Genomic DNA, 24,013 nt, shown 5'->3' with positions numbered 1-24,013 from the left:
ATTCTATGGTACAATAGATTGTCGAAATCAAGGGAGGCTCGAAGCCATGAATGAGTGGAGTGAAGACTACGAAGAGGGGCTTGAGGCTTTTTTAATCTGGATGAAGGATGCCGGTTACACTCCCTATACGCAGAAATCCTATTTAGTAGATGTAAGACAGTTTTTAGAAAGTCTGAATGGTAAAAAGCTAGAGTCCGTAAAGAAGCTGCATGTTATTTCTTTTCTTACGTCAGTGCGTGAACGTGGAGTAAGTGATGCTACCCGTAACCGGAAGCATGCCTCAATTAACTGTTTTTTCAAGGCATTAATTGAGCTGGAATTGCTTCTAACCAATCCTGCAGCTGGGATTAAGAAATCTAAAACGGAGATCAATCGCGAGCCGGTCTACTTAGATGAGGGTGATCTGGGGCGATTTTTGTCTTCTATAGATGGGAAATACAAAGGCCGTAATTTAGCAGTCTTTTTACTGATGTCCTATATGGGGCTTCGGGTGGGGGAAGTCCACACGCTTAATTTAAGTGATTATAATGTAGAAAGACATTCCCTTCGAGTGTTCGGTAAGGGACGTAAATGGCGTAATGTACCGATCCCAGAGGATGTGGTACCTTTTCTCGATCTGGCGATTGAAGAACGATTAAATCCTTGGCGCAGTAAAGAGGAAGCTATGTTCATTTCACAAAAAGGACGCAGGCTGTCCATACGTGGCATTCAGCAAATCGCTGCGGACACCTTCGATCGTTTCCAAAGGGATGTGCCTGCTGCACAACGTCGACCCTATTCCAGCCATAAGCTACGACATTCCTTCGCTACCATGCTGCTACGAAAAGGTGCGGATCTGCGGACGGTTCAAGAGCTGCTGGGACACTCTTCCATTCAGACAACAACGGTTTACACGCATATCACGAGCCGTGAGAAGGAAGAAGCCATGTCGAAATTGCAAATCCAGATTTGATAGAATTCTAAGTGCAATTCTTTTCATGAAAAAGGGGCTATCCCTTGCCATTGTATCATGACAGTAGGGAGAACCCCATGTATTCTTTTGCTTATAGTTCCAGCTTAGCTATCTCAGCTTTAAGCTTCTCGGCAGATTTCTGGAATAGAGCTCGTTCTGTTTCATTCAATGGAAGATCTAGTACTTCTCGTACACCGGACCGATCTACGACGCAAGGCGCGCCAAGGTAGACATCCGAAACTCCGTTATAATTATTCAATAAAGTAGATACGTTCAATACAGAGCCTTCATTATGAAGAATGGAGACTACAATACGATCTAGTGCTAATGCTATTGCGTAAGAGGTTGAGCCTTTGGCATCAATAATTTCATAAGCGGCATTCTTAGTATCTTGGAATATTTCATCTTGTTCTGCTTCGTCAAAACCGAGATCAATCCCGGCAACATTCGCTAGACTCCAAACTGGAAGTTCCGAGTCTCCATGTTCCCCGATAATCTGACCGTGAATACTGCGTGGATCAATTTCTTTGTGGCGTCCAATCAGGTAGCGAAAACGTGCACTATCCAGCACCGTTCCGGAACCGATGACTCTTCTGCGATCAAAACCGCTTATTTTCAAAGTGGCATATGACAAAATATCTACAGGATTAGTAGCAATAAGTAGTATCGCATGTTGATTATATTTGGTGATCTTTTGAACGATATCTTTGAAAATTGAAATGTTTTTGCGGAGAAGATCTATCCGGGTTTCACCCGGTTTTTGTGATGCACCGGCAGTTACAATGATGATATCCGCTTCCCGGCAATCTTCATATGTACCAGCCCATAGCTTCACACCACCAACAAAAGGCATACCGTGATTCATATCCAATGCTTCTCCAAGGGCTTTCTTTTGATTAACGTCAATAAGTACAAGCTCAGGCATACGTCTCCGTAGCAGTAATGTATAGGCTGTTGTTGTACCAACTGCTCCAGTACCAATGACTACGACACGATTGGGTTTCGGGGGGGCCATGATTCCATCTCCTCAGTAATTAAAATTTTTAGCTTTTAATCTTGTCCATCATAATCGCTAACGATATTGTTTTCAAGCAGGTCTTATTTAATGCATTACCCCATTTTGGGCATACTTAATAGAAATTCTCTAATCAATTTGACAACAAGACTAGACAGGAGAGAATGTAAGAATGGATTTATTTCGCAAAAAACCGCTAATCGCACCTTCAAACTCCGGTACAACCAAGTTAAATAAAACACTCGGTGCGCTGGATCTAACCATGTTAGGTGTAGGAGCGATTATTGGTACTGGTATTTTTGTAATGACAGGAGTAGCGGCAGCAGAACACGCTGGTCCTGGCCTTGTCATTTCATTCCTGTTAGCCGCGTTTGCCTGCGTGCTGTCAGCCCTTTGTTATTCAGAGTTTGCATCGAGCATCCCAGTCTCCGGAAGTGCCTATGCTTATAGTTATGTAGCTTTTGGAGAATTACTCGCTTGGATTTTGGGCTGGGACCTTGTGTTAGAGTATGGCGTTGCAGCAGCTGCAGTGAGCAGCGGGTGGTCAGGCTATTTACAGGGACTTTTAGAGGGCTTTGGTATCCATATTCCTACAGCACTATCCGGGGCGTATAATGCGGAAGCAGGTACCATTATTAATTTACCAGCAGTAATAATCATTTTACTAATTTCCTACTTACTAACACGGGGAACTAAAGAGACGGCTCGTTTTAATGCGATTATGGTTATTATCAAAATAGCTGTAGTGCTTTTGTTTATCGTAACTGGATTTTTCTATGTTAAACCAGAGAACTGGACTCCATTCCTGCCCTTTGGCTATCAAGGTGTTGTGAACGGTGCGGCAACTGTCTTCTTTGCCTACATAGGTTTTGATGCGTTATCGACTGCTGCAGAAGAAGTAAAGCAGCCTCAGCGCGATTTGCCTATAGGGATTATTTCATCCCTTGCTATATGTTCTGTATTGTATATCCTAGTTTCACTTGTATTAACGGGGATTATACCTTATACGGATCTCAATGTTAGTGATCCCGTTTCTTATGCGCTCCGTGTTGTAAATCAAGATATGATAGCGGGTTTAATCTCTGTTGGAGCTATTGCGGGAATGACCACCGTACTGCTCGTAATGCTGTTCGGTCAAACTAGATTGTTATTTGCAATCTCACGTGATGGTCTTTTACCACGAGGATTGTCTAAGATCAATGCTAAAACACAGACACCTATTCGGAGTACGTGGATGGTTGGGATCATTATAGCTGTATTAACGGGCTTTATTCCATTGGATCGATTGGCTAACTTAACAAGCATTGGAACACTGTTTGCCTTCTTTGTCGTTTCATTGGGGATAATTGCCCTGCGGGTTATTCATCCTAATATGAAAAGAGGATTCAGAGTACCCTGGGTACCCTTCATTCCATTGCTAAGTGCGGCAACATGCGGATATTTGATGTATAATCTAGGAAGTGAGACATGGATTGGATTTCTGATTTGGACAGGTCTTGGGCTTCTGATCTATTTTCTATACGGCTACCGTAATAGTAAGTTAAATTATAAATAAGATTCCAATTGAGAGGAGAGAGGGCATTGACATCTAGAACCGCTGGATTGAAAACTCTAAGAATGTTTATGATGCTATTTTTTCTAGCGTGGATAGTCTCAGCATGTTCTTCACCACCACCGGAGCCTTCTCCACAGCCACAACCTACAGAAGCACCGGAAGAAGGACAGACGATTACTCTCATTACACCACCTAGTAACAATACTAACAAAGAGAGTGGCCCGAAATATCAGGTTCAAACTCGAATTACGGGTTTTCATCTGCTTAGTGAGACAGAGGGCATGGTATGGGGTGTAACAAAAAATGAACTTCGTTTGTACGTTACCCATAATAACGGGTCGACCTGGGCTAATATCTCTCCTGCACCCAATGTGCAGTTCCTTTCCACACCTGTCTATGGAAAAGGCATCTTTTTCACTGACTCTAATCATGGTTGGATTATAAGAAGTGCCTTTGGTACGACAGAAAATATAGTGTTACGAACCACAGATGGAGGGAAGAGCTGGAAAATCTCTTCATTAGGTGATGATAATAATGTATCTTCCGTTTATTTTAATTCACCAACTCAGGGATGGCTAATGACCTCTGCGAACGCTACTCCTAATAAGGAAAGCAAGGCGATTTATTCAACGACAGACGGTGGGGCCACATGGGAAGAAGTGATGCAGAATGAACAGTATAATCCGAACCTTCCAAATCATTCGATCCCGTTCACAGGAGTAAGTACTGGAATGATCTTCAAGAATCATGTAGAAGGATTTGTGACTTTGCAAACCGGTGCCCTTCCTAAGATCTTTATAACTAAGGACGGCGGGCAGAGTTGGAATCCAGGACAGTCTTTTCTGGTAAATGAACAACTGGAAAGCTGTGACAGAGTCATTACTGGCAAACCAGAGTTCTTCGATGCTAGTAAGACTAATGGTTGGATGTCTGTGGGCTGCCAAAATGATAAAGATAAGACGATTACTTACCACGGTTACTTTACTGCTAATGGTGGAGACAACTGGAAATTCACCCCTTTTGAATTAAAGAGTCCAACCGGAGGGAATCATCAGAGCGCTCCGACATTTCTGGATTCGCAAGTTGGTTGGGCCATTATTGGTGATACTCTTTACCATACCGTTAATCAAGGGAAAACTTGGCTCCCTCTTAAGGAGAGCAGTGTTCTGCAGTCTAAGCTTGAGGAATATCCTGAGACGATTAAGATGCAGTTTATTTCCGCAGAGGTGGGATGGCTTTTGCTTGAGAAAAAAGAACAAAAACGCTCGCTCCTCTTACAAACTACAAATGGTGGGATTAGTTGGCGTGTGATGTAAAGTGAAGCTGTTTCAAAAGTAGTAGATACTACTTTTGAAACAGCTTTCTTTAAAAAATAAACAAGAATGAACTTCCAAATCAATTTGTTTTTGATTGATTGAATATAAGGAAAAAACTTAATTAAAATTTTCTTTAAAGATGTGAAAAAAATCACATGACATTTAAATGATCGTGTGATATATTTAACACATAGAACAAGTTCAAATTTTCACAAACTTAACTTTCGAATAGGAGAGATTACAATGAAAACTTTTGAAACAGATTATATGACAAGAAACCTACTGCAACTTTGCTACAACTGTGATGATGCTCACCTGTGTGAAACGGAAGAACAATGCAGAGCATGCTGGGCAGACAATGGTATGTTAGATGTTGAGACTGATGAAACGAAGCAATTGCTAGACCTCGTTCATGCTTAATCTGAACACTCAAAACTATGATTAAAGACCACACGATTTCTTGATTTCTAAGAAAACGAAGTGGTCTTTTTGCATGAAGTCTCACTAATTTAATGCTTTCTGGACTAGAAGAGGCATATACATGTACAGAAGTGCCTGAAGTTAAGCTAAGGGTTGAATTAATGGGTATGAAGGGGGACAATGTCATGGGAATGGGCCCGGATCTTTCATGGATGTTTGATTTCTCTGGAACAGTGATGCCAATATTTCTCATTGTAATGGTTGGTATTCTTGCAGTTTCAGCAGGCAGGGGTTTGCTTCAATGGAGCCGGAACAATAGCTCACCCATGCTAACCATCCCTGCCCGTATCGTCAGCAAACGGAGTGAAATAAGGCAGCAGCAGGTTCAAGAAGATAATGGTTCAAGTCGTACAAGTACAACATACTACTTAACGTACGAATTGAATGGAGGCAGTCGAATTGAATTTAAAGTAGATGGCCATGAATATGGAATGAGTGCAGAAGGCGATAAAGGCATGCTTACCTATCAAGGAACTAGATATCACGGATTTGAGCGACAACCACAATACTCCACAGCGGAGTAGTCATTAGCATTCATTCTTAAACCATTCTTCTGTTCTATTCAACGGAGCAGAGGGATGGTTTTTATTTGCGGTCTAATAAGCAACTAGACGGAATGTAAATGGCTTTAAAATTAGGTGGGAACTGTCACCTCTTGGGCTAATGCACATACAATACACCATGCAGTTAAGAACGAGGTTGTTTACGAAGCAACCCCAAGGAGGAGACAGCGTGGCCGTCATCAAAACGAACTCGGAAGATGTGAGGGTGCTAGCGCGGTTGATGAGAGCGGAAGCAGAGGAAGATGGAGATCTCGGTATGCTTATGGTTGGCAATGTTGGTGTCAACCGGATTCTTGGCAATTGCCTTGATTTTTTGAACATTCGTACTGTGAATGACATGGTCTATCAAAGTCCGGGAGGATTCGAAGCCCCGCAAAAAAGCTACTTTTATCAACGAGCAAGAGAAGCAGACATCCGTCTTGCTAAACGTGCAATTGCAGGTGAAAGAACATGGCCAGCGACCAATGCTTTATGGTTCTTCCGTCCTGTAGGAGATTGCCCTCCAACCTGGTATAACCAACAAAACACTGGCCGCTTTAAAGCTCATTGTTTCTTTACTCCGACTGGAGAAGATTGCCCGGCTGTATTTATTGGTAATTAACAGGGTAACTGTGTAAAAGAGAATTACTCATTATTATGAGTAATTCTCTCAGTAAGCTAGTGTAAAGGTTCTTTTGTATCCAAAGGGAGCAACTGCTCCGATAAATATTTAGGAGGTTTCATTAAATGATCGTTCAACCATACCGTCCCGTTACTTACACTATTGGCAGTGTTTCTTCTTCAGGTATGCAAATGCCAATGTCTACAGGAATGCAAGGGATGCAAGGAATGCAAGGCATGGGTAGCATGCCACCACAAGTTAGCAGCGGAAGTCCGATGACACCAGGAGGGGTTGTAGTTCAAAACCCGCCTCAACAGTTTGAACAATCGTATATCGAAAATATTTTCAGACTGAATTTAGGCAAAGTAGGTACATTTTATTTTACTTACGAAAATAACAAAGAGTGGAATGCCAAAGTTTACAAGGGTGTGCTGGAAGCTGCGGGCCGTGACCACATTATTATTAGTGACCCAGTAACTGGTCAACGTACTGTATTACTTATGATTTATTTTGATTATGCTACATTTGATGAGCCCCTTACTTATCAGTACCCTGGTGTGATCGGTAATCCTCCTACAACAAGAAACTGTCGTTAATCAAGGTCTTATATTTGGTATGAACCCCATCACTTAACCGTGAGGGGGTTTTCTCTATTTATGCTGATATTTTGGAATAATAAGGGGAATAAAGGCCTATTTTTTTTCGAAAGGACACGCATGCTTGCGGTTTGCCCCAATATATTAATATAATAAAGTATATATTCAAAAACGTGATTCTAGACTGGAGATGAAAGCATTGGGAAATTGATACTGAAAGGAACAACTGGCAAGCGATTTGCCAATACTCTTAAAAAACGAAGGAGGTGGGCCTATCCATCCGTACGGAGAATGGTGGATAGGATTATAAATTGAGCGACCCTTTACCCGGTATATTACACGTAGGTCTTATTATTCTGTTGGTATTATTAAATGGATTCTTTGTTTCAGTTGAGTATGCAATGGTGAAAGTACGAAGCGGTAGAATCGATACCCTTATTGAAGAAGGTAGTAAAAAAGCTTTAAAAGCGAGAAGCATTGTACGCAACTTGGAAGGTTATCTATCCGCCTGTCAACTTGGTATTACATTGGCTTCACTTGCGTTAGGATGGTTGGGGCAGCCCGCTATAGCTAACCTTGTTGGGCCCTTATTAGGAAGTATAGGTTTTGGAGTAACCGCTGTTAATGTTGTATCTTTGATTATTGCTCTAATGTTTATCACTATCTTGCATATCGTGCTAGGAGAGCTTGCACCTAAGACTATTGCAGTTAACAAGGCTGAATCTGTCCTTTTGCTAACATCGGGGCCGATGAATGTGTTTTACAAGATCATGTATCCAGTGATTTGGATCGTAAACGGGCTGGCACGTGGTTTATTACGGATCTTCCGTTTATCCCCTGCTTCAGAGCTGGGAACGGCGCATACGGAAGAAGAAATCCGTATTATCATGCAAGAAAGTAATAAAAGCGGCTTTATTGATAATACCGAAATGGCGCTGGTTGACAATATTTTTGAATTTGTGGATACAATGGCCCGCGAGATCATGATTCCTCGAACAGAAATGATCTGCTTGAATAATCATCTTTCAACGGAAGAGAACCTTGAGATTGCTTTTGATGGAATGAGGACGCGTTATCCTGTCTGTGATGGTGATAAGGATCATATCCTTGGCTTCATCCATATCAAGGACTTAATTAGGGATCGTGAACAAAGCTATAATAAATTGATCCGTCCTATACTAACTGTACCAGAATCTATTCAGATTAGTGCTCTGTTGAAAGTCATGCAGCGCGCAAAGACACAAATCGCCATTCTGATTGATGAGTACGGTGGAACATCAGGAATGGTTACGCTGGAAGATATCATGGAGGAGATTGTAGGAGAAATTCAGGATGAGTTCGATGAAGAACGTCCTGGTGTTGAGAAGCTGGGGGAGGATGAACACTCCATCGACGGCTTGATGCTTATTGAAGAGATCAATGATCTTTTGGGGCTCCATATGGATACTGAGGATTATGATACGATAGGCGGTTGGCTGTATTCTAAATTGGAGGTTAATCCACCTCAAAAAGGACAGTCTGTAGAATTTGATGATCATCTGTTTATTGTGGAAGAAACGGATCATAAGCGGATTTCTCGAATTAAACTGCTGAAGTTACAGCTATTGACTGAAGAAGCTGGTGCATAACGAACTTATTAGAATGATTAGGACACAGTGCTATAGTGCTGTGTCTTTTTTTACAGAGTTTTTACAGTATTGTTTGCCAAAAAGAGACTAAAAATTATATAATTTTAAATGTATATGATAAAAACTACATTAGTCCACAGAGGACAGAAAGGAACTCTCCTTGAGTAAACCTAATAAAAGTACAAGCGTTCCCCAGCTTAGCAAACAAGAGAAACGGCGGGTAGAACAGGAGCAGCAAAAGCAGAAGACGAGAATTTTAATTATTAGTTCAATTGCTTTAGTAGTCATTATTTTTGTTGGATTGTTTATGTTAGCTTCGAAAGATGCCACAAAAAATGCCACTTCGGGAGAACCAGTAGCATTCAATTACAGTGAGCTACCTAGAGTTGGTAAAGAGGATGCACCTGTTAAAATTGTTGAATTTGGAGACTTAAAATGTCCAGCGTGTTCCCAATTTGCAACTTCAGTTAAACCGAAAATTGTTCAAGATTTTGTCAACGAGGGAAAAGCAGCGCTCTACTTTGTAAATATGGCTTTCGTTGGTCCAGACTCTGAAACGGCCTCACTTGCTGCATTATCTGTTTATCATCAGAATAATGATGAGTTCTGGAAGTTCTATGATGCTGTATATGCTCAGCAAGGTGATGAAAGTGAAGAATGGGCGACTGAAGATTTCTTAGTAAGCCTTGCGGAGAAAGAGAAGTTAGCTATCGATTACGAACTGCTTCGTAAAGATATTAAGGATCGTACGTATGCAGATGAGCTGAATAAGGGTATGCAGTTAGCTAGTGAAGCTGGGGTGACGACTACACCATCCCTTTACATCAATGGAGTAATGATTGCGGATCCTTTTAACGTTGAAGCGATTTCAACTGAAATTAACGACGCCGCAAAAGCTGTGGAGGCAAAGTGACAAAGTTCCTATCTTTTTGCAAGCGTAACTGCCTGTATCTGGCCTGGTTCGTCTCTTTAGTTGCTGTAGCTGGTAGCTTGTATTTGAGCGAAGTATTGAAATATGAACCTTGTAAGCTTTGCTGGTTCCAGCGAATTTTTATGTATCCTCAGTTATTCCTCTTGGGAATTGCGACGTTTCGAGGAGATAAAAGGATTATCCCATATGTACTTCCATTAAGCTTGATTGGTGGCAGTATCTCGATTTATCATTATGCGGAGCAGAAGATTCCTGCGTTAAGTAAAGTGCTTCCTTGTACAATTGGTGTTCCTTGTAATAAGGATTACTTGAACTATTTCGGATTCATTACGATTCCTTTTCTTGCTTTAATCGCGTTTGCTTTAATAAGTATTTTACTTTGGTACGGACGCAAGGAAGAAGAAGTGATGGAATTAGAAACAGAAGAAAGTTTAGGATTTTGATTTTTCAACTTTGAAGGAACGAAAAAATGTGAAAAGTGACTAAAAACACGACCCAGAGGGATAATTGAAGAGAATGAAAGAGAGCATCCAATTAGACGCTGTATTTGCGCTTTTTGGATGTTTTTTCATTCTTTTTTCATTTTTTTCAACGCTTTACTGCATACACTTTGTAGACTAATATTAGACCTTGTGAGAAGTTGAATATGCGCTGAATTTTCTTAGGAAAAACGGGGGAACCAAACTTGGCATTTATGCCAATGGGGTGAATCGGAAGGGTCGATTAGACTTAACCGTAGGGCTAAACCACAGCCCGAATCCGCCAGCTAACCTCGTAAGCAAGGTGGGATAATGACCATGCATAGCATGCGGATCATTTCCGTATGCTATTTTTTGTGTCTGCATTTATGAAATCCACCAATGAAAACAGCGCGCGGAAATTCCGTTTCAGCTCCCAAAGAAAGGAACTGTATCCACCATGGTAAGCAAGGTAAAACGACTATTGATCGGGCGTCCGATGAAGTCGAACGAACTCGATCATGAAAAGTTATCCAAGGTTAAAGCACTGGCTGTCCTGTCTTCTGATGCGCTCTCGTCTGTAGCCTACGGAACGGAACAAATTCTGATTGTACTGGTGGCTGCGGGGTTTACTGCCATCTGGTATTCCTTGCCAATTGCATTAGCCGTATTGGGCCTGCTGGCCATCCTGATTTTATCCTATCGGCAGACGATTTACGCTTATCCTCAGGGAGGCGGAGCTTACATCGTTGCCAAGAGTAATCTTGGTGTTCCGACAGGGCTCTTAGCAGGAGGGTCTTTGTTAGTGGATTACATCCTGACCGTAGCTGTTAGTGCCTCGGCAGGGACAGATGCGATCACATCAGCGTTTCCAATTCTTCATAATCACACGGTTCTTATTGCAGTATCCGTAATTATTCTTCTAACATTGATTAATCTTCGCGGAGTTACAGAATCGGCTTCATTTATCGCAATCCCAGTGTATTTGTTTGTGGTGTCGATTGTAGTCTTGATTATCTCCGGTGTTATTAAATATGCAGCAGGTGGCGTACATGCGAATGTCCCTGAAATAGGCAGCGCCGTCTCCAATGTTAGTTTGTTTCTACTATTAAAAGCCTTCAGTTCTGGCTGTTCGGCACTTACGGGTGTAGAGGCTGTATCTAATGCCATTCCAAACTTTAAAGCACCGGCTGAAAAGAATGCAGCCAAGACCTTAATGGTCATGGGGGTTATACTTGGATTTATGTTTACAGGTATCACATTACTGGCCTATTGGTACGGTATAGTGCCTGATGAAAAGGCAACGGTTGTTTCTCAGATCGCTGAATCGACCTTTGGTCGCGGAACTTTATACTTTTTCATTCAAGGGATTACAGCAGTCATTTTATTCTTAGCAGCTAATACAGCTTACTCAGCGTTCCCGCTGCTCGCCTTTATGTTTGCAAAAGATAAATATATGCCACATGCTTTTATGGTTCGTGGTGACCGTCTAGGTTTCTCAAATGGTATTATTTTTCTAGGTGTTCTGTCTGCTGTACTTGTAGCTGCATTTCACGGAAATACAGAAAGCTTGATTCCTCTTTATGCGGTAGGTGTCTTCATTCCGTTCACATTGTCCCAGCTTGGAATGATGGTTCATTGGTTTAAAACCAAACCAGCGGGATGGAAAAAAAGATTTGTTGTAAATACCATCGGTATGCTGACTACATTGACAATTACGCTTATTTTTATCATTACTAAGTTCTCAAGCGTATGGATGGCGTTCATTTTCTTACCTGCTGTAATGTTTGTGTTCCACCGCATTCACAAGCACTATTTGAACACTGCAGATCAGCTTCGTATATGTCCGGCTACGGATAAACCTTTAATTAAAGGAAGTACGGTTGTTGTCCCTGTTGCTGGTGTAACACGTGCTGTACTGCATTCCATCAGCTATGCCAAGTCTCTAACAGATAATGTTGTAGCCGTGTATGTTGGCTTTGATGAAGAGGACATTCAAAAGATGGAGCAACGGTGGGAGGAATGGAATCCGGGTGTACGCCTGATTGTACTTCGTTCCAGATATCGCAGTATTATTCGTCCGTTAGTGAAATTTATTGATACCGTGGAGTGGAAGACCGCAGCGACGGATCATATTACGATTCTGATTCCGCAGTTTATTACTAAGCATTGGTGGCAAGCTGTACTTCATAATCAGACCAGCTTTTTAATCCGTTCGTATCTAATGAATTCAAAAGATGTTGTAGTTGCGACTGTCCCCTATCATTTGAATAAATAATGGATTATTAAGGAGAGGCTATATCCGGAACGTTCGGAATATAGTCTCTTTTGTATTTTTCTTGAAGGAAAATGCTGCAAATCAACAAAATTTTAAATTTATAGGTTGACACAGAGAATGAGAATCAATATCATTTAAAAGTGAGACAGAGGTAAACAACACCTTTGAATATCAAAGCAGGTATATATTAGGAGGGTATTTAATGTTTTCGTTAAACAGAAAAAGATTTGGAAGCATGAAATTGACGATGATCGGACTAATAGTGATGACGCTATTCCTATCCGCTTGCGGTAATAATAATGCTGAAAGTTCATCCAATGCAGGAACGGAGCCTACAACAGCGCCTACTGCAGAAGCTACAGAAGCACCGGCAGCACCAAAAACGTTAACGGATGCGATGGGGCATGAAGTAACGATCCCTGCTAATCCTGGGCGTGTTCTGGGTTCTTATTTGGAAGATTCTTTGGTAACGCTGGGTGTGACTCCAGTAGCCCAATGGTCTGTGCCAAATGGCGTTCAGGATTATCTGGCTGCTGAATTGAAAGATGTCCCTACCATTAGCTACGATCTTCCATTGGAGGCAGTAACCAGCTTCGCTCCGGATCTGATTCTTATCCCATCGGAGTCTTCCGTACAGAATGGTATCTACGACCAATTGAATAAGATTGCACCGACTTATGTGATCGGGGATAAGCTAAATCAAGATTGGCGTAAATCGCTACTCAAGATTGGTGAAATTCTGAACAAAACCCCTGAAGCAGAGAAAGCCATTAAAGATTATGAAGACAAAGCGGCGGCTGCGAAAGAAAAGCTTAAAGGAGCTATTGGAGAAGAGTCCGTGGCGATTTTATGGCTGGTACAAAAAAACTTCTATATTGTAGACGAAACTCGCAGCAGTGGTGCTGTATTATATACAGACCTTGGTGTAAAGCTACCTAACTTAGTAACAGAAATTCCTGTGGGTACAAGAGCTACTTGGAATCCAATTTCGCTGGAGAAGCTTTCTGAGCTGACTGCAGATCATATTATCCTTGTAAATAGTGATAAGACTGAGGGTTCGGAGATTCTGGACAGTGCCATTTGGAAAGGCATCCCGGCTGTAAAAGCTGGTAATGTGCATGAAATGAGCTCAACAAGCAGTTGGCTATACAGTGGTGCGAACGCTGGTGGCAAAATCATTGACGATGTGTTAACAAGTCTTGTGAAATAAAAGTTGTAATTCACCATGAATGAGACTGCTCATTTGGGTGGGGAAGGGCGTGCAGATCAGTATCTTAGATACAAAGATCTGCACCATTTTTTTATAAACTACGCCCATATTACGGGAAAATGGCTCCTGCAATTGTACAACATTAATTTTTTTGCGATAATGAGAATGATTGTTGTTATCATATAGACTATTGTAACTATCGATTAAGGAGACGACTCATGGTTTCACCCTCAGATTTCGCACATCGCAATAAAAATGATACACAAAAAGCTCTACATACCCGTCCGGCAGCTGCAATAGGTATTCTGATTTTTGGACTTGCTGCTATTGCCTTTGGACTGGCACTTTCAGTCTCGGTGGGTGCGGCAAATATCAAGCTAGCTACGGTATGGGAAGCAATATTTCAATTCAATCCAGATATACAGCAACATCAGGTGATTAGAGAACTAAGACTTCCACGCGTGATCGCAGGTGCTTTGGTCGGTGCTTGCTTCGCAGTAGCCGGGGCAATCATGCAGGGGATGACAAGGAACCCACTTGCGGATTCAGGTCTGCTCGGCTTGAATGCGGGAGCGGGTGTAGCGCTTGCTATAGTATTTGCTTTTGCACCTTCGCTCTCCTTCACTACACTTATGTTGTTTTGTTTTATTGGTGCCGCAGTTGCTTCTTTTATCGTATTCGGAATTGGGTCGCTTTCCTTTAATGGCCTGACACCGTTGCGGTTGACACTTGCGGGCTCTGCTGTCAGCGCATTACTAGTTGCTGTTAGCCAGGGCATAGCGATTCTTTTTAACTTATCTCAGGATATTGCTTTTTGGTTAGCTGGTGGAATGGGAGGAGCTAGCTGGACTCAGATCAAAATCATTTTCCCTTGGGTGTTTATGGCATTAATTGCAGCGATGATGTTATCGCGTTCCGTCACATTGCTCAGTTTAGGTAAGGAAGTGGCCGTTGGTCTGGGGCAGCGGACTCGATTAGTCCAGTTGGCATGTATGATTGTTGTAGTCGTTCTTGCCGGAAGTGCAGTCTCGATGGTTGGCCCGATTGCTTTTATAGGACTAATTATTCCACATGTTACGCGTTATTTCGTGGGGGTAGATTATCGCTGGATTATTCCTTGCTCGGCAGTACTTGGGAGCTTATTGATTATCTTTGCGGATATCGCCGCTAGAATGATCAATGCACCTTATGAAACGCCGCTAGGCGCTTTAATTGCCATTATCGGGGTACCCTTCTTCATTTACTTGGCGAGTAAGCGGAAGGGGGAGCTGTAATGCACAGATTAACCCTTTCTCCAAATGAAAAAGAACGCCGCAAACGCGTGCTTACAGTATTATCGCTCCTAGCTATATTGATCGTCGTCATGTTTATTATCAGTATGAATACAGGGTTTATGCGCCTATCCCCATTGGAGGTATTACATACACTGCTGGGAGATGGAACACATCAGCAAAAGCTTATTTTATTTGATTTTAGATTACCTCGCATCGTAATTTCACTGTTGGTTGGAGCGGGCTTTGCAGTGTCAGGCTGTATCTTACAGAGTCTCGCACGAAATGCACTTGCTGAGCCGGCTACGCTGGGCATAAGTGCGGGTGCAGGTTTTGCGGTAATCATTTTCATCTCGTTTTTTCCGGCTACAACAGCAGCTCCGGTATTCGTCTTGCCGCTCTTAGCGCTTGGAGGGGCTAGCTTAACCGCCGCTTTAATCTATCTTCTCGCTTATCGGAAAGCAGATGGTCTATCTCCAACAAGGTTGATCCTTATCGGGATTGCGGTCGCTGCCGGAATTAATGCTTGCCAGCTTGTGTTGGCACTTCGGCTTGATCCAAATAATTATCAATTTGTAGCGACTTGGATCGCCGGTAAAATATGGGGTGGGGATTGGAGATTTGTCCTTGCTCTGTTACCTTGGATAGTGATTTTGTTACCGTTTGCCTTCTATAAAGCACGGATTCTTAATGTATTGAATCTAGGCGATCATACTTCACTAGGGCTTGGAATGAGAGTGGAGAAGGAGCGTATTCTTCTACTCATGACAGCAGTGGCGCTTGCCGGCTCCTGCGTTGCTGTAAGCGGAGGTATAGGCTTCGTTGGACTGATAGCACCACACTTGGCTCGCAGGCTCGTAGGGCCCCGTCATCAGGTATTATTGCCGGCTAGTGCGTTGACAGGGGCACTCCTTATGATTACTGCCGATACGATCGGCAGATGGGTATTACAACCTGCAGAAGTTCCCACGGGCATTGTGGTTGCAATTATTGGCGCACCTTACTTTTTATATTTACTCGCCAAATCAAAAGCGTGAGTATAGCTCCATACAACGTAGCGCGTGCTTACGAAGCGAAATTTATTATGTAGTTCATTCTAGGAGCATAGCTCCATAAAACTTATAAGGAGTTGTTATCATGTCAGAACGTTTGAATACAGAAGAATTAAGTATTGGGTATGCAGAGGCTACAATTGTTAAAGGATTGAACTTGACTATCCCTACGGGAAAAATCACTGCACTAGTGGGCGCTAACGGCTCCGGTAAATCTACAATCCTCAAAACGATGGCTCGGATCATGAAGCCTAAGAGCGGCAGTGTAATGCTGGACGGCAAATCAATCCATAACTTTTCAACGAAAGAGGTAGCTCGTCAACTTGCGATTTTACCGCAAAACCCAACAGCTCCAGACGGTCTAACGGTTTCTGAGCTTGTCAGCTACGGTCGTTTCCCCCATCAAAAAGGTTTCGGTACAATGACCGCAGAGGATCGCAACATTATTTCGAACGCAATCTCCGTTACGGGGATGGAACCATTCCATGATCGTCCGATTGACCGTCTATCGGGTGGACAACGTCAACGCGCTTGGATCGCTATGGCATTGGCACAAGAGACGGATATTTTGTTCTTAGACGAACCAACAACATTTCTAGATATGGCTCACCAGCTTGAAGTCCTACAGCTTCTGCAAAAGCTGAATGAGGAAGAAGGGCGTACCATTATCATGGTCGTACATGATTTGAATCATGCTACTCGTTATGCGCAGCATATGGTAGCTATCAAGTCGGGGACTGTGATTAGTGAAGGATCACCTACTGAGGTTATGACCCCAAATGTATTGCGCGAAGTGTTTGGCATTGAAGCAGATATTGTTCCAGATCCACGTACGGGAGTGCCACTGTGCCTTCCTTACGAGCTTGCTGCCTATAAAGCGGTGTAATCATATTCGAGAATCATACAACGAACAGGCTCCCGTCATTGACAAGGGAGCCTGTTCGTTGTTACAGTTGGGGTTGCCTACAAATCCATGATACCACTACTAAAAATAGATTAAGGACCATCATTTATACATGGTTAAAGGAGCATGAAACATGAATATTGACAAAATTCAAAATGACCTAGAGCAGTTAATGACTGCAGGAATTGTGAAGAGTCATGAGAACTTAAAAGATCACGTGTATACCAAAATGGGCGGTAAAGCAGATATTTTGGCAGCACCAGCTACTTATGAGGAAATTCAAAAGATTGTTACATATGCGGAACAGAATGGGATCACCCTTACGGTACTTGGGAACGGTTCGAATGTGATTATCCGCGATGGCGGTGTACGTGGAATCGTTCTGCAAACGGCAGGACTAACGGATGTGGGGATTCGAGACAATCTCTTATATGCGGAGTGCGGCGCTAAGATTATTGATGTTTCCAGATATGCGTTGGATATGGAGCTTACGGGTCTTGAGTTCGCCTGTGGCATTCCAGGAACGGTTGGTGGAGCGTTATACATGAACGCAGGCGCTTACGGCGGAGAAATTAAAGATGTACTGCATAGTGCGCTAGCTATAACTAAGAGCGGGCAATTGGTGACTCTGCAAGGGGATGAGCTGCAATGGGGTTATAGAAAAAGCGTGTTCGCAAGCGGTGAATACATCGTACTTGAGGCCAATTTTGCTATGACTTCAGGTGATGCATTAGTTATCAAGTCGAAAATGGATGAACTTACTTACCTGCGTGAATCCAAGCAACCGCTTGAGTATCCTTCCTGTGGTAGTGTCTTTAAACGTCCTCCAGGTCGGTTTGCAGGTCAGTTAATTCAAGAGAGTGGCTTGCAGGGAACAAGAATCGGTGGTGCTGAGGTATCCAAGAAGCATGCAGGGTTTATTGTAAATGCAGATCATGCAACCGCCAGCGATTACATTGGGCTAATTCACCATGTAAGGGCGACTGTGAAGGATAAATTCGGTGTGGAGCTGGAAACTGAAGTGGAGATCATTGGAGAAGAGTAACTTATTGATCGTATAAATCGAAAGAGCCCCAGATTTACTGTGGGCTCTTTTGCTGTTATTACATCTTGCTTAATTTATTGAGAGGGTATATTTAGCTCGATCTGTCGTAATTTCCGCCTTACGATCCCCTATGTCCTCAATCCGAAGCCCGTCAATAGCTAAGTCATAGGTGGAGTGTGGTAGCGATACTAGCTCACCATCGGCGTTTAAAGTGCTGCCAAATCCTTTTAATATTACTGCACTCCCTAGATAATCATCGATAACATCCTCCGCACTCCGAAACTCAACGGCCTCTAGATTAAAATGAATTTTATCCAGATCACGAAGCTCTTTCTTTTCAATTACAATAGTTTCATTCACATGACTGTTAATCCAGTCCATAAGTTTCTGTATACTTTGTTCCATTAGATGAGCCCACCTTTACCTCGAAGATTATTAAGTTTAAGTTACCCTTTTCTTAGGATTTGAATCCATATTTCTGCTATATTAGAACGAATTACTTTTGCTGTAAAAAAGGGCGAGGCCTTTGGGTTTCTAGGTCCCAAGGGTGCTGGGAAGACAACAACAATGTGCATGATGACAGGTCTACTTCAGTCTACAAGCGGAGAAATTTTAATTAATGGCATGAATATTTAACATCATAAAAAAAGAAATCCATACCAAATTGGTGTTGTTTTTGAGCTTCCCAATCTGTACATGCGTTGTTCTATCCGAGATAACCTGGAGCTGTTCGCTGATCTCTGTAAGGTAGCACCAATTTGAGTGATTGAAGTCATGGAAACTTCAACTGTTTGACAAGGGAAAAGCTAAGGCAAAGCGTAGAACTTGTCAGGAGCAGGTTACCCATGGTATAGTTCAAGACGCAATATGCTTAAAGAAGAAGTCTGCACGGATGATGCAGGAGAGGTTCGCGAACTCCCTCTATAAAAAACTAAGAGTATATTAAATCATATAAGCGGATGCGCTCCTTTATCGGGACGTTGCTTCCGTTTCTTCTTAGTGGAGCCAAGTTTTCGAAATCTCGTTCTTCTTTCCATTACCGGCCAAGGCCGAAGGAAAAGAGAGGGGTTTTTTGTCGTGTCAGAAGGAAGAATGAAAGAGGAAATGCAAGAGGTTACTTTGCTTGGGAATCAGGGAACGCAGTACCAGTTTGGTTATGATCCAGATATTTTAGAGGTGTTTGATAACAAACATCCTGGGCGTGATTATTTTGTTAAATTCAACTGTCCTGAGTTCACAAGCTTATGTCCTGTAACAGGCCAGCCGGATTTTGCTACATTGTATATTTCATATATTCCTGAGCAGAAAATGGTGGAATCCAAATCATTAAAGCTATATTTGTTTAGCTTCCGTAACCATGGTGACTTTCATGAGGACTGTGTCAACATTATTATGAATGATCTGATCGCACTGATGGACCCTCGTTACATTGAGGTGTGGGGGAAGTTCACTCCGCGTGGAGGTATCTCTATTGACCCTTATTGCAACTATGGAAGACCGGGTACGAAGTATGAAGCGATAGCGGAGCACCGCTTAATCAATCATGACCTCTATCCGGAAAAAGTGGACAACCGCTAATCCCAATAAGTTGATAAGGAGAGATTTAGATGAATAAGAAAGCACTCGTCGTATTCAGCGGCGGACAAGATAGCACCACTTGCCTGGTATGGGCTTTGAAGCAATTTGAGGAAGTGCAGGTTGTTACCTTCAATTATAATCAGCGGCATGCGGCCGAAATCGAAGTGGCTACAGAAATAGCGGCTAAGTTTAATGTACAACAGCATATCCTAGATCTTGGGCTGCTGAATCAGCTGGCACCCAATGCACTAACCCGCCAAGATATTGATATCGTTGCTGGCGAAGGCGATGAGCTTCCTAGCACGTTTGTAGACGGACGGAATCTGTTGTTTTTATCTTTTGCGGCAATATTAGCTAAACAGCTGGATTACTCCCATATCGTTACGGGTGTCTGCCAAACGGACTTTAGCGGGTATCCGGACTGCCGTGATGTATTTGTGAAATCATTAAATGTTACGCTGAATTTATCTATGGACTATGAGTTTGCAGTACACACTCCACTGATGTGGCTGGATAAAAAAGAAACATGGAAGATGGCCGATGAACTGGGCTATTTTGATTATGTTCGTGAACACACATTAACCTGTTACAACGGCATAATTGGGAGTGGCTGTGGAACTTGTCCAGCTTGTCTTTTACGTCAGCGTGGTCTTGAACAGTATGAGGCAGAAAGAACGGAGGTTAGTTCTTAATGCTAAACGAGGTTTCAGTCTGCAAAATATTCACGTTCGACGCGGCGCATCAATTAGTGGGCCACAAGGGGAAATGCAGCAATCTGCATGGACATACTTATAAGCTTGAAGTAGTGCTCAAGGGTAAACCTATGACCGCGGAAGGCCATTCGGATGAAGGGTTTGTTATTGATTTCAGCGATATCAAAATGACAGTACAACAAAGCCTTGTAGATCGTTTAGATCACGCTTTTCTCGCTATGGGGAATGAACCTGTATTAGAGACGTTAGTGAATACTGGCTCCAAAGTAGCTTTATTGTCTTTCCGCACCACGGTTGAGAATATGTCCTCCTATATTGCCTATAAGCTGAAGCAAGCGGGGCTGCCGCTCTACGCTGTAAAGCTGTGGGAGACACCAACCTCCTGGGCAGAGGTACTGGCTGAAGATATCCCTGAGGATGGGCCATCTTACCGCTTGTATGGAGGCTGTGACTGTGAGTAAGATTCCCGTAATTGAAATGTTTGGTCCGACCATTCAAGGGGAAGGTGCGGTGATTGGTGTAAAGACGATGTTTGTCCGCACCTATGGCTGCGATTATCGCTGTGGCTGGTGTGACTCCTCCTTCACTTGGGATGGCACGGCGAAAGACAAGGTTCGTATGATGACCTCGGATGAAATTATGAATGAACTTTTAGCTATAGCTGGAGATAATTTCGACTGTGTTACGATTTCCGGCGGTAATCCTGCTTTAATTGGTGATGGGATGGGCACTTTTATTAACCAGCTTCATGAGCGAGGGAAACAAGCGGCTATAGAAACTCAGGGCAGTAAATGGCAGGACTGGTTCAATGATGTGGATGTGCTGACCATCAGTCCGAAACCACCAAGCTCAGGGATGACGACAAATTGGGAGATGCTAGATACCATCATGCGTAAGATGGAGAATCGGGGCCGTTCTACACATAGCCTGAAAGTCGTTGTGTTTGATGACAAGGATTTTGATTATGCAAAAGACGTTCACCAGCGATATCCCAATGTGCCGCTCTTCCTGCAGCCTGGGAATGATGATGTCACTGAAGAAGGAGACATTTCTGCTCGACTTTTGGGAAGGCTGGAGTGGCTGTTTAATAAAGTGATCATGGATTCAGAAATGAATAGAGTGCGAGTACTTCCACAGTTGCATGCTTTGATCTGGCATAATAAACGCGGTAAGTAAAAAGGATTGTAATGATGAGGGTGTCTGCTTAGCAGATGCCCTTTTTTTGTTGATTGGAGTCTTTAAATAGGTAGATAGAGTGTCCCATAATCTGGTATTATTTTTGTAAAAGCTCTAGGAGGTTATCCACTTGGAAAATTCAACTGCACTATTAATTATTGATGTTCAAGAAGCTATGTTCTCCTACCCTGATCAAAAGCTGTACGATGAAGAGGGGGTGATGGAGAGAATTATTTCCCTTCAGCACAAAGCTAGGGTGGCAGGCACTCCAATTGTTTATGCCCAACATACAGAAGATGAGGAATATACAAAAGGAACGCCCACGTGGCAGATTAGTCATCGTATCACACCGCAGGAAGGCGAAGTTATTGTGGAGAAGCCTACTTGGGATGCTTTTCACCGAACCGTACTGCAAGATGAGCTACAGAAGCTGGGGATCACGAATCTGGTGATTTGTGGAATGCAAAGTGAGTTCTGTCTAGATACGACGATAAGACGCGCATACAGCATGGGCTATAAAAGTGTATTGGTTTCAGACGCTCATAGCACCTTTGATAACAAAATGCTGAATAGTGAACAGATCGTTAAGCATCATAATGCACTGCTTGGAGGGAGATTCGCCCAGTTACGAGCTGAAAGCGAGGTTCAGTTCTAGATGAATACCTCTCAGGCTGCCATGAAACCTATTCAGCGTTCTCGACTTAGACTATTTGCCGGAAAGCGATATTTTATTTACAAAAGATATCTGAAATGGTGTACTAGCCGCAGCAAGGTGGCGAAGCAACGCACTAGTGAAGTTTTATCTAATGAAGTGATGACTCATGCTACACCGTTATTAAGAAGTCTACGGAATGTAGATATGGTGCTTCAATACAATAAAATAACCAATTTACGTCTGGCGATAGCGAAACTGGATGGACTTATGGTGCGGCCGGGGGAGACTTTTTCTTACTGGAGAAGCATTGGAAAGCCCACGAAGCGAAAAGGGTATCTGGAGGGAATGGTGCTGCATTATGGTGGGTTCCATTCCGGGGTTGGCGGAGGCTTATGCCAGCTGTCCAATCTGATCTACTGGATGACACTGCATACACCTCTTACGGTTACGGAACGGCATCGGCACAGCTATGATGTTTTTCCAGATGAACAGCGTACACAGCCATTTGGAAGCGGGGCCACCTGTTCTTATAATTATTTGGACCTTCAAGTGAAGAATAATACGAATCAAGCCTATCAATTAAAGCTCTGGCTGGATGACAGCCATTTACATGGGGAATGGAGATGCGAGGAGCAATCCCTTTATAAATATGAAGTGTACGAAAGTGATCATCGAATTAGTCTAGAACCTTGGGGAGGCTATATACGCAGTAACAAGATTAGTCGAAAAGTATATACACGTACCGGCGACCTAATTGGAGATGAAGATGTAACCGATAATTATGCGCTTATGATGTATTCCCCGCTTCTTCATGGATAAGAAGATAGGTCTTAGGGTTATAACATAGATGATGTTATCGTTACACCCTTTGCCATACTCTAAAGGAGCGGATGAACAGTATGAAGGCACTAACCTACCAAGGGAAGAAAAAAGTTAAGGTTAAAGAGGTAGCTGATCCGAAGCTTGAGAAAAAGGACGATATTATCGTTCGGATTACAACTACAGCGATTTGTGGCTCAGATCTACACATTTATAACGGTGAGATTCCAGGTATGCATGATGATTATATTATCGGTCATGAGCCTATGGGGATTGTTGAAGAAATTGGCCCTGACGTAACTAAAGTCAAGAAAGGCGATCGTGTCATTATTCCCTTTAATGTGGCCTGTGGTCAGTGTTTCTTTTGCCAGCATGAGATGGAGAGCCAATGTGACAATTCTAATGATGCTAAGGACACAGGTGGTTACCTAGGTTATTCTGATACTTATGGTGGCTTTGCTGGAGGGCAGTCCGAGTTGCTGCGGGTACCTTATGGTAATTTCGGCCCCTTTGTGGTTCCTGAGGATGCAGAAATGGAAGATGAGAAAATTCTTTTCTTATCAGATATTGTACCTACAGCCTGGTGGGGAGTAGAAAGCGGAGGCGTGAAGCCAGGGGATACAGTTATTGTTCTTGGCTGTGGACCTGTTGGTCTGTTAACTCAAAAATTCGCCTGGATGAAAGGTGCTTCTAGAGTCATAGCTGTTGACCATGTTGGTTACAGGCTGCAGCATGCGAAGCAAACCAATAAGGTTGAAATTTATAATTTTGAAGAGATCAAGGATATTGAGGCGCATTTGAAGGAGATTACTCATGGGGGAGCAGACGTAGTTATTGATTGCGTAGGTTTGGATGCCAAAATATCTGCTTTGGAAAAAGTGGAAACCACACTAAAGCTACAAGGCGGCTCACTCAGCGCATTTAGGATGGCCTCGGATATTGTGCGTAAATTCGGAACCATTCAGCTGGTAGGGGTTTATGGGCTTAATTACAATATGTTCCCGCTGGGTCATCTATTTGAACGTAATATTACTTTAAAGATGGGACAAGCCCCAGTTATTCACTATATGCCTTTGCTTTATAAGATGATTAAAGAGAATAAATTTGATCCTACAGATATCATTACGCATCGCCTGCCAATCAGTAAAGCAGAGCATGGCTATGACGTTTTTAGTGAGAAAAAAGAGAATTGTATCAAGGTTGTTCTAAAGCCGTAA

26 protein-coding genes and 2 riboswitches are annotated in these 24,013 nt (G+C 42.8%); of the genes, 24 read left to right on the top strand and 2 right to left on the bottom strand.

Annotation, left to right across the window (positions count from 1 at the left end; all coding sequences use genetic code 11):
* Window positions 1–46 precede the first annotated feature (46 nt).
* Window positions 47–952, top strand: coding sequence for a tyrosine-type recombinase/integrase (locus CA600_RS04570; RefSeq protein WP_094869128.1), 906 nt, complete (start codon window positions 47–49; stop codon window positions 950–952).
* Between the two features lie 91 nt (window positions 953–1,043).
* Here CA600_RS04570 and CA600_RS04565 read toward each other — a convergent pair whose 3' ends face one another.
* Window positions 1,044–1,967, bottom strand: coding sequence for an L-lactate dehydrogenase (locus CA600_RS04565; RefSeq protein WP_042188714.1), 924 nt, complete (start codon window positions 1,965–1,967; stop codon window positions 1,044–1,046).
* Between the two features lie 172 nt (window positions 1,968–2,139).
* On the opposite strand from CA600_RS04565, the gene CA600_RS04560 reads away from it, so the two are divergent.
* From CA600_RS04560 to murB, 15 genes are all read left to right on the top strand, one after another.
* On the top strand, window positions 2,140–3,522 hold the full coding sequence (locus CA600_RS04560; RefSeq protein ID WP_094869127.1) for an amino acid permease: 1,383 nt from the start codon (window positions 2,140–2,142) through the stop codon (window positions 3,520–3,522).
* 26 nt (window positions 3,523–3,548) lie between these two features.
* Complete coding sequence (locus CA600_RS04555; protein ID WP_094869126.1) at window positions 3,549–4,838, top strand: WD40/YVTN/BNR-like repeat-containing protein; 1,290 nt, start codon at window positions 3,549–3,551, stop codon at window positions 4,836–4,838.
* Window positions 4,839–5,081: 243 nt separating this feature from the next.
* Window positions 5,082–5,258, top strand: a complete 177-nt coding sequence (locus CA600_RS31115; RefSeq protein ID WP_179085723.1) for a hypothetical protein — start codon at window positions 5,082–5,084, stop codon at window positions 5,256–5,258.
* A 191-nt stretch (window positions 5,259–5,449) separates the two neighbouring features.
* Window positions 5,450–5,842, top strand: coding sequence for a DUF2500 domain-containing protein (locus CA600_RS04550; protein ID WP_042194012.1), 393 nt, complete (start codon window positions 5,450–5,452; stop codon window positions 5,840–5,842).
* 208 nt (window positions 5,843–6,050) lie between these two features.
* On the top strand, window positions 6,051–6,482 hold the full coding sequence (locus CA600_RS04545; RefSeq protein ID WP_094869125.1) for a cell wall hydrolase: 432 nt from the start codon (window positions 6,051–6,053) through the stop codon (window positions 6,480–6,482).
* A gap of 185 nt (window positions 6,483–6,667) precedes the next feature.
* Entirely contained in the window at window positions 6,668–7,078 is a 411-nt protein-coding gene (gene gerQ, locus CA600_RS04540) for a spore coat protein GerQ (RefSeq protein ID WP_371916527.1), read from the top strand.
* A 311-nt stretch (window positions 7,079–7,389) separates the two neighbouring features.
* Window positions 7,390–8,706, top strand: a complete 1,317-nt coding sequence (locus CA600_RS04535) for a hemolysin family protein (protein ID WP_094869124.1) — start codon at window positions 7,390–7,392, stop codon at window positions 8,704–8,706.
* Window positions 8,707–8,866: 160 nt separating this feature from the next.
* Window positions 8,867–9,619 (top strand): DsbA family protein, encoded by a 753-nt coding sequence (locus CA600_RS04530; RefSeq protein WP_094869123.1) that lies wholly within the window; start codon window positions 8,867–8,869, stop codon window positions 9,617–9,619.
* Entirely contained in the window at window positions 9,616–10,080 is a 465-nt protein-coding gene (locus CA600_RS04525) for a disulfide oxidoreductase (RefSeq protein WP_094869122.1), read from the top strand. Before CA600_RS04530 ends, CA600_RS04525 begins: the two co-directional genes overlap by 4 nt.
* A gap of 196 nt (window positions 10,081–10,276) precedes the next feature.
* Window positions 10,277–10,432: riboswitch (cyclic di-AMP (ydaO/yuaA leader) on the top strand.
* Between the two features lie 123 nt (window positions 10,433–10,555).
* Window positions 10,556–12,373, top strand: coding sequence for an APC family permease (locus CA600_RS04520; RefSeq protein ID WP_094869121.1), 1,818 nt, complete (start codon window positions 10,556–10,558; stop codon window positions 12,371–12,373).
* Window positions 12,374–12,575: 202 nt separating this feature from the next.
* Window positions 12,576–13,583 (top strand): ABC transporter substrate-binding protein, encoded by a 1,008-nt coding sequence (locus CA600_RS04515; RefSeq protein ID WP_094869120.1) that lies wholly within the window; start codon window positions 12,576–12,578, stop codon window positions 13,581–13,583.
* Between the two features lie 218 nt (window positions 13,584–13,801).
* Window positions 13,802–14,857, top strand: a complete 1,056-nt coding sequence (locus tag CA600_RS04510; protein ID WP_094869119.1) for a FecCD family ABC transporter permease — start codon at window positions 13,802–13,804, stop codon at window positions 14,855–14,857.
* Window positions 14,857–15,891, top strand: coding sequence for a FecCD family ABC transporter permease (locus tag CA600_RS04505; RefSeq protein WP_094869118.1), 1,035 nt, complete (start codon window positions 14,857–14,859; stop codon window positions 15,889–15,891). Before CA600_RS04510 ends, CA600_RS04505 begins: the two co-directional genes overlap by 1 nt.
* 100 nt (window positions 15,892–15,991) lie before the next feature.
* On the top strand, window positions 15,992–16,792 hold the full coding sequence (locus CA600_RS04500) for an ABC transporter ATP-binding protein (RefSeq protein WP_094869117.1): 801 nt from the start codon (window positions 15,992–15,994) through the stop codon (window positions 16,790–16,792).
* Window positions 16,793–16,943: 151 nt separating this feature from the next.
* The gene (gene murB, locus CA600_RS04495) at window positions 16,944–17,855 is read left to right on the top strand and encodes a UDP-N-acetylmuramate dehydrogenase (protein ID WP_094869116.1); all 912 of its coding nucleotides are present in this window, start codon (window positions 16,944–16,946) and stop codon (window positions 17,853–17,855) included.
* 69 nt (window positions 17,856–17,924) lie between these two features.
* Here the strand turns inward: murB and CA600_RS04490 are convergent, their stop codons facing one another.
* Entirely contained in the window at window positions 17,925–18,260 is a 336-nt protein-coding gene (locus CA600_RS04490) for a hypothetical protein (protein WP_094869115.1), read from the bottom strand.
* Between the two features lie 63 nt (window positions 18,261–18,323).
* Between CA600_RS04490 and CA600_RS04485 the strand changes: the two genes are divergently transcribed.
* The 8 genes from CA600_RS04485 to CA600_RS04450 all read left to right on the top strand — a co-directional run bounded on the left by CA600_RS04485 (window position 18,324) and on the right by CA600_RS04450 (window position 24,013).
* Window positions 18,324–18,491: an ATP-binding cassette domain-containing protein gene (locus tag CA600_RS04485; protein ID WP_094869178.1), complete on the top strand. Its 168-nt coding sequence runs from the start codon at window positions 18,324–18,326 to the stop codon at window positions 18,489–18,491.
* A 261-nt stretch (window positions 18,492–18,752) separates the two neighbouring features.
* A riboswitch (PreQ1 riboswitch) is annotated at window positions 18,753–18,796 on the top strand.
* 151 nt (window positions 18,797–18,947) lie between these two features.
* On the top strand, window positions 18,948–19,433 hold the full coding sequence (gene queF / locus CA600_RS04480) for a preQ(1) synthase (RefSeq protein ID WP_094869177.1): 486 nt from the start codon (window positions 18,948–18,950) through the stop codon (window positions 19,431–19,433).
* A 29-nt stretch (window positions 19,434–19,462) separates the two neighbouring features.
* Complete coding sequence (gene queC, locus CA600_RS04475) at window positions 19,463–20,125, top strand: 7-cyano-7-deazaguanine synthase QueC (RefSeq protein WP_094869114.1); 663 nt, start codon at window positions 19,463–19,465, stop codon at window positions 20,123–20,125.
* Window positions 20,125–20,607 (top strand): 6-pyruvoyl trahydropterin synthase family protein, encoded by a 483-nt coding sequence (locus CA600_RS04470; protein ID WP_094869113.1) that lies wholly within the window; start codon window positions 20,125–20,127, stop codon window positions 20,605–20,607. The genes queC and CA600_RS04470 overlap by 1 nt, the downstream gene beginning before the upstream one ends.
* Entirely contained in the window at window positions 20,600–21,322 is a 723-nt protein-coding gene (gene queE, locus CA600_RS04465) for a 7-carboxy-7-deazaguanine synthase QueE (protein ID WP_094869112.1), read from the top strand. Before CA600_RS04470 ends, queE begins: the two co-directional genes overlap by 8 nt.
* A gap of 130 nt (window positions 21,323–21,452) precedes the next feature.
* Window positions 21,453–21,977, top strand: a complete 525-nt coding sequence (locus CA600_RS04460; protein ID WP_094869111.1) for a cysteine hydrolase family protein — start codon at window positions 21,453–21,455, stop codon at window positions 21,975–21,977.
* Window positions 21,978–22,796 carry a VanW family protein gene (locus CA600_RS04455; RefSeq protein ID WP_256989728.1) on the top strand — a complete coding sequence of 273 codons (819 nt, stop codon included), beginning with the start codon at window positions 21,978–21,980 and terminating at the stop codon, window positions 22,794–22,796.
* 80 nt (window positions 22,797–22,876) lie between these two features.
* Window positions 22,877–24,013, top strand: coding sequence for a zinc-dependent alcohol dehydrogenase (locus CA600_RS04450; RefSeq protein ID WP_094869110.1), 1,137 nt, complete (start codon window positions 22,877–22,879; stop codon window positions 24,011–24,013).

It is taken from the genome of Paenibacillus sp. VTT E-133280 (assembly GCF_002264385.1).
GTDB lineage: Bacteria > Bacillota > Bacilli > Paenibacillales > Paenibacillaceae > Paenibacillus_AQ > Paenibacillus_AQ nitricinens.
This window is presented reverse-complemented; position numbering and strand designations above follow the sequence as displayed.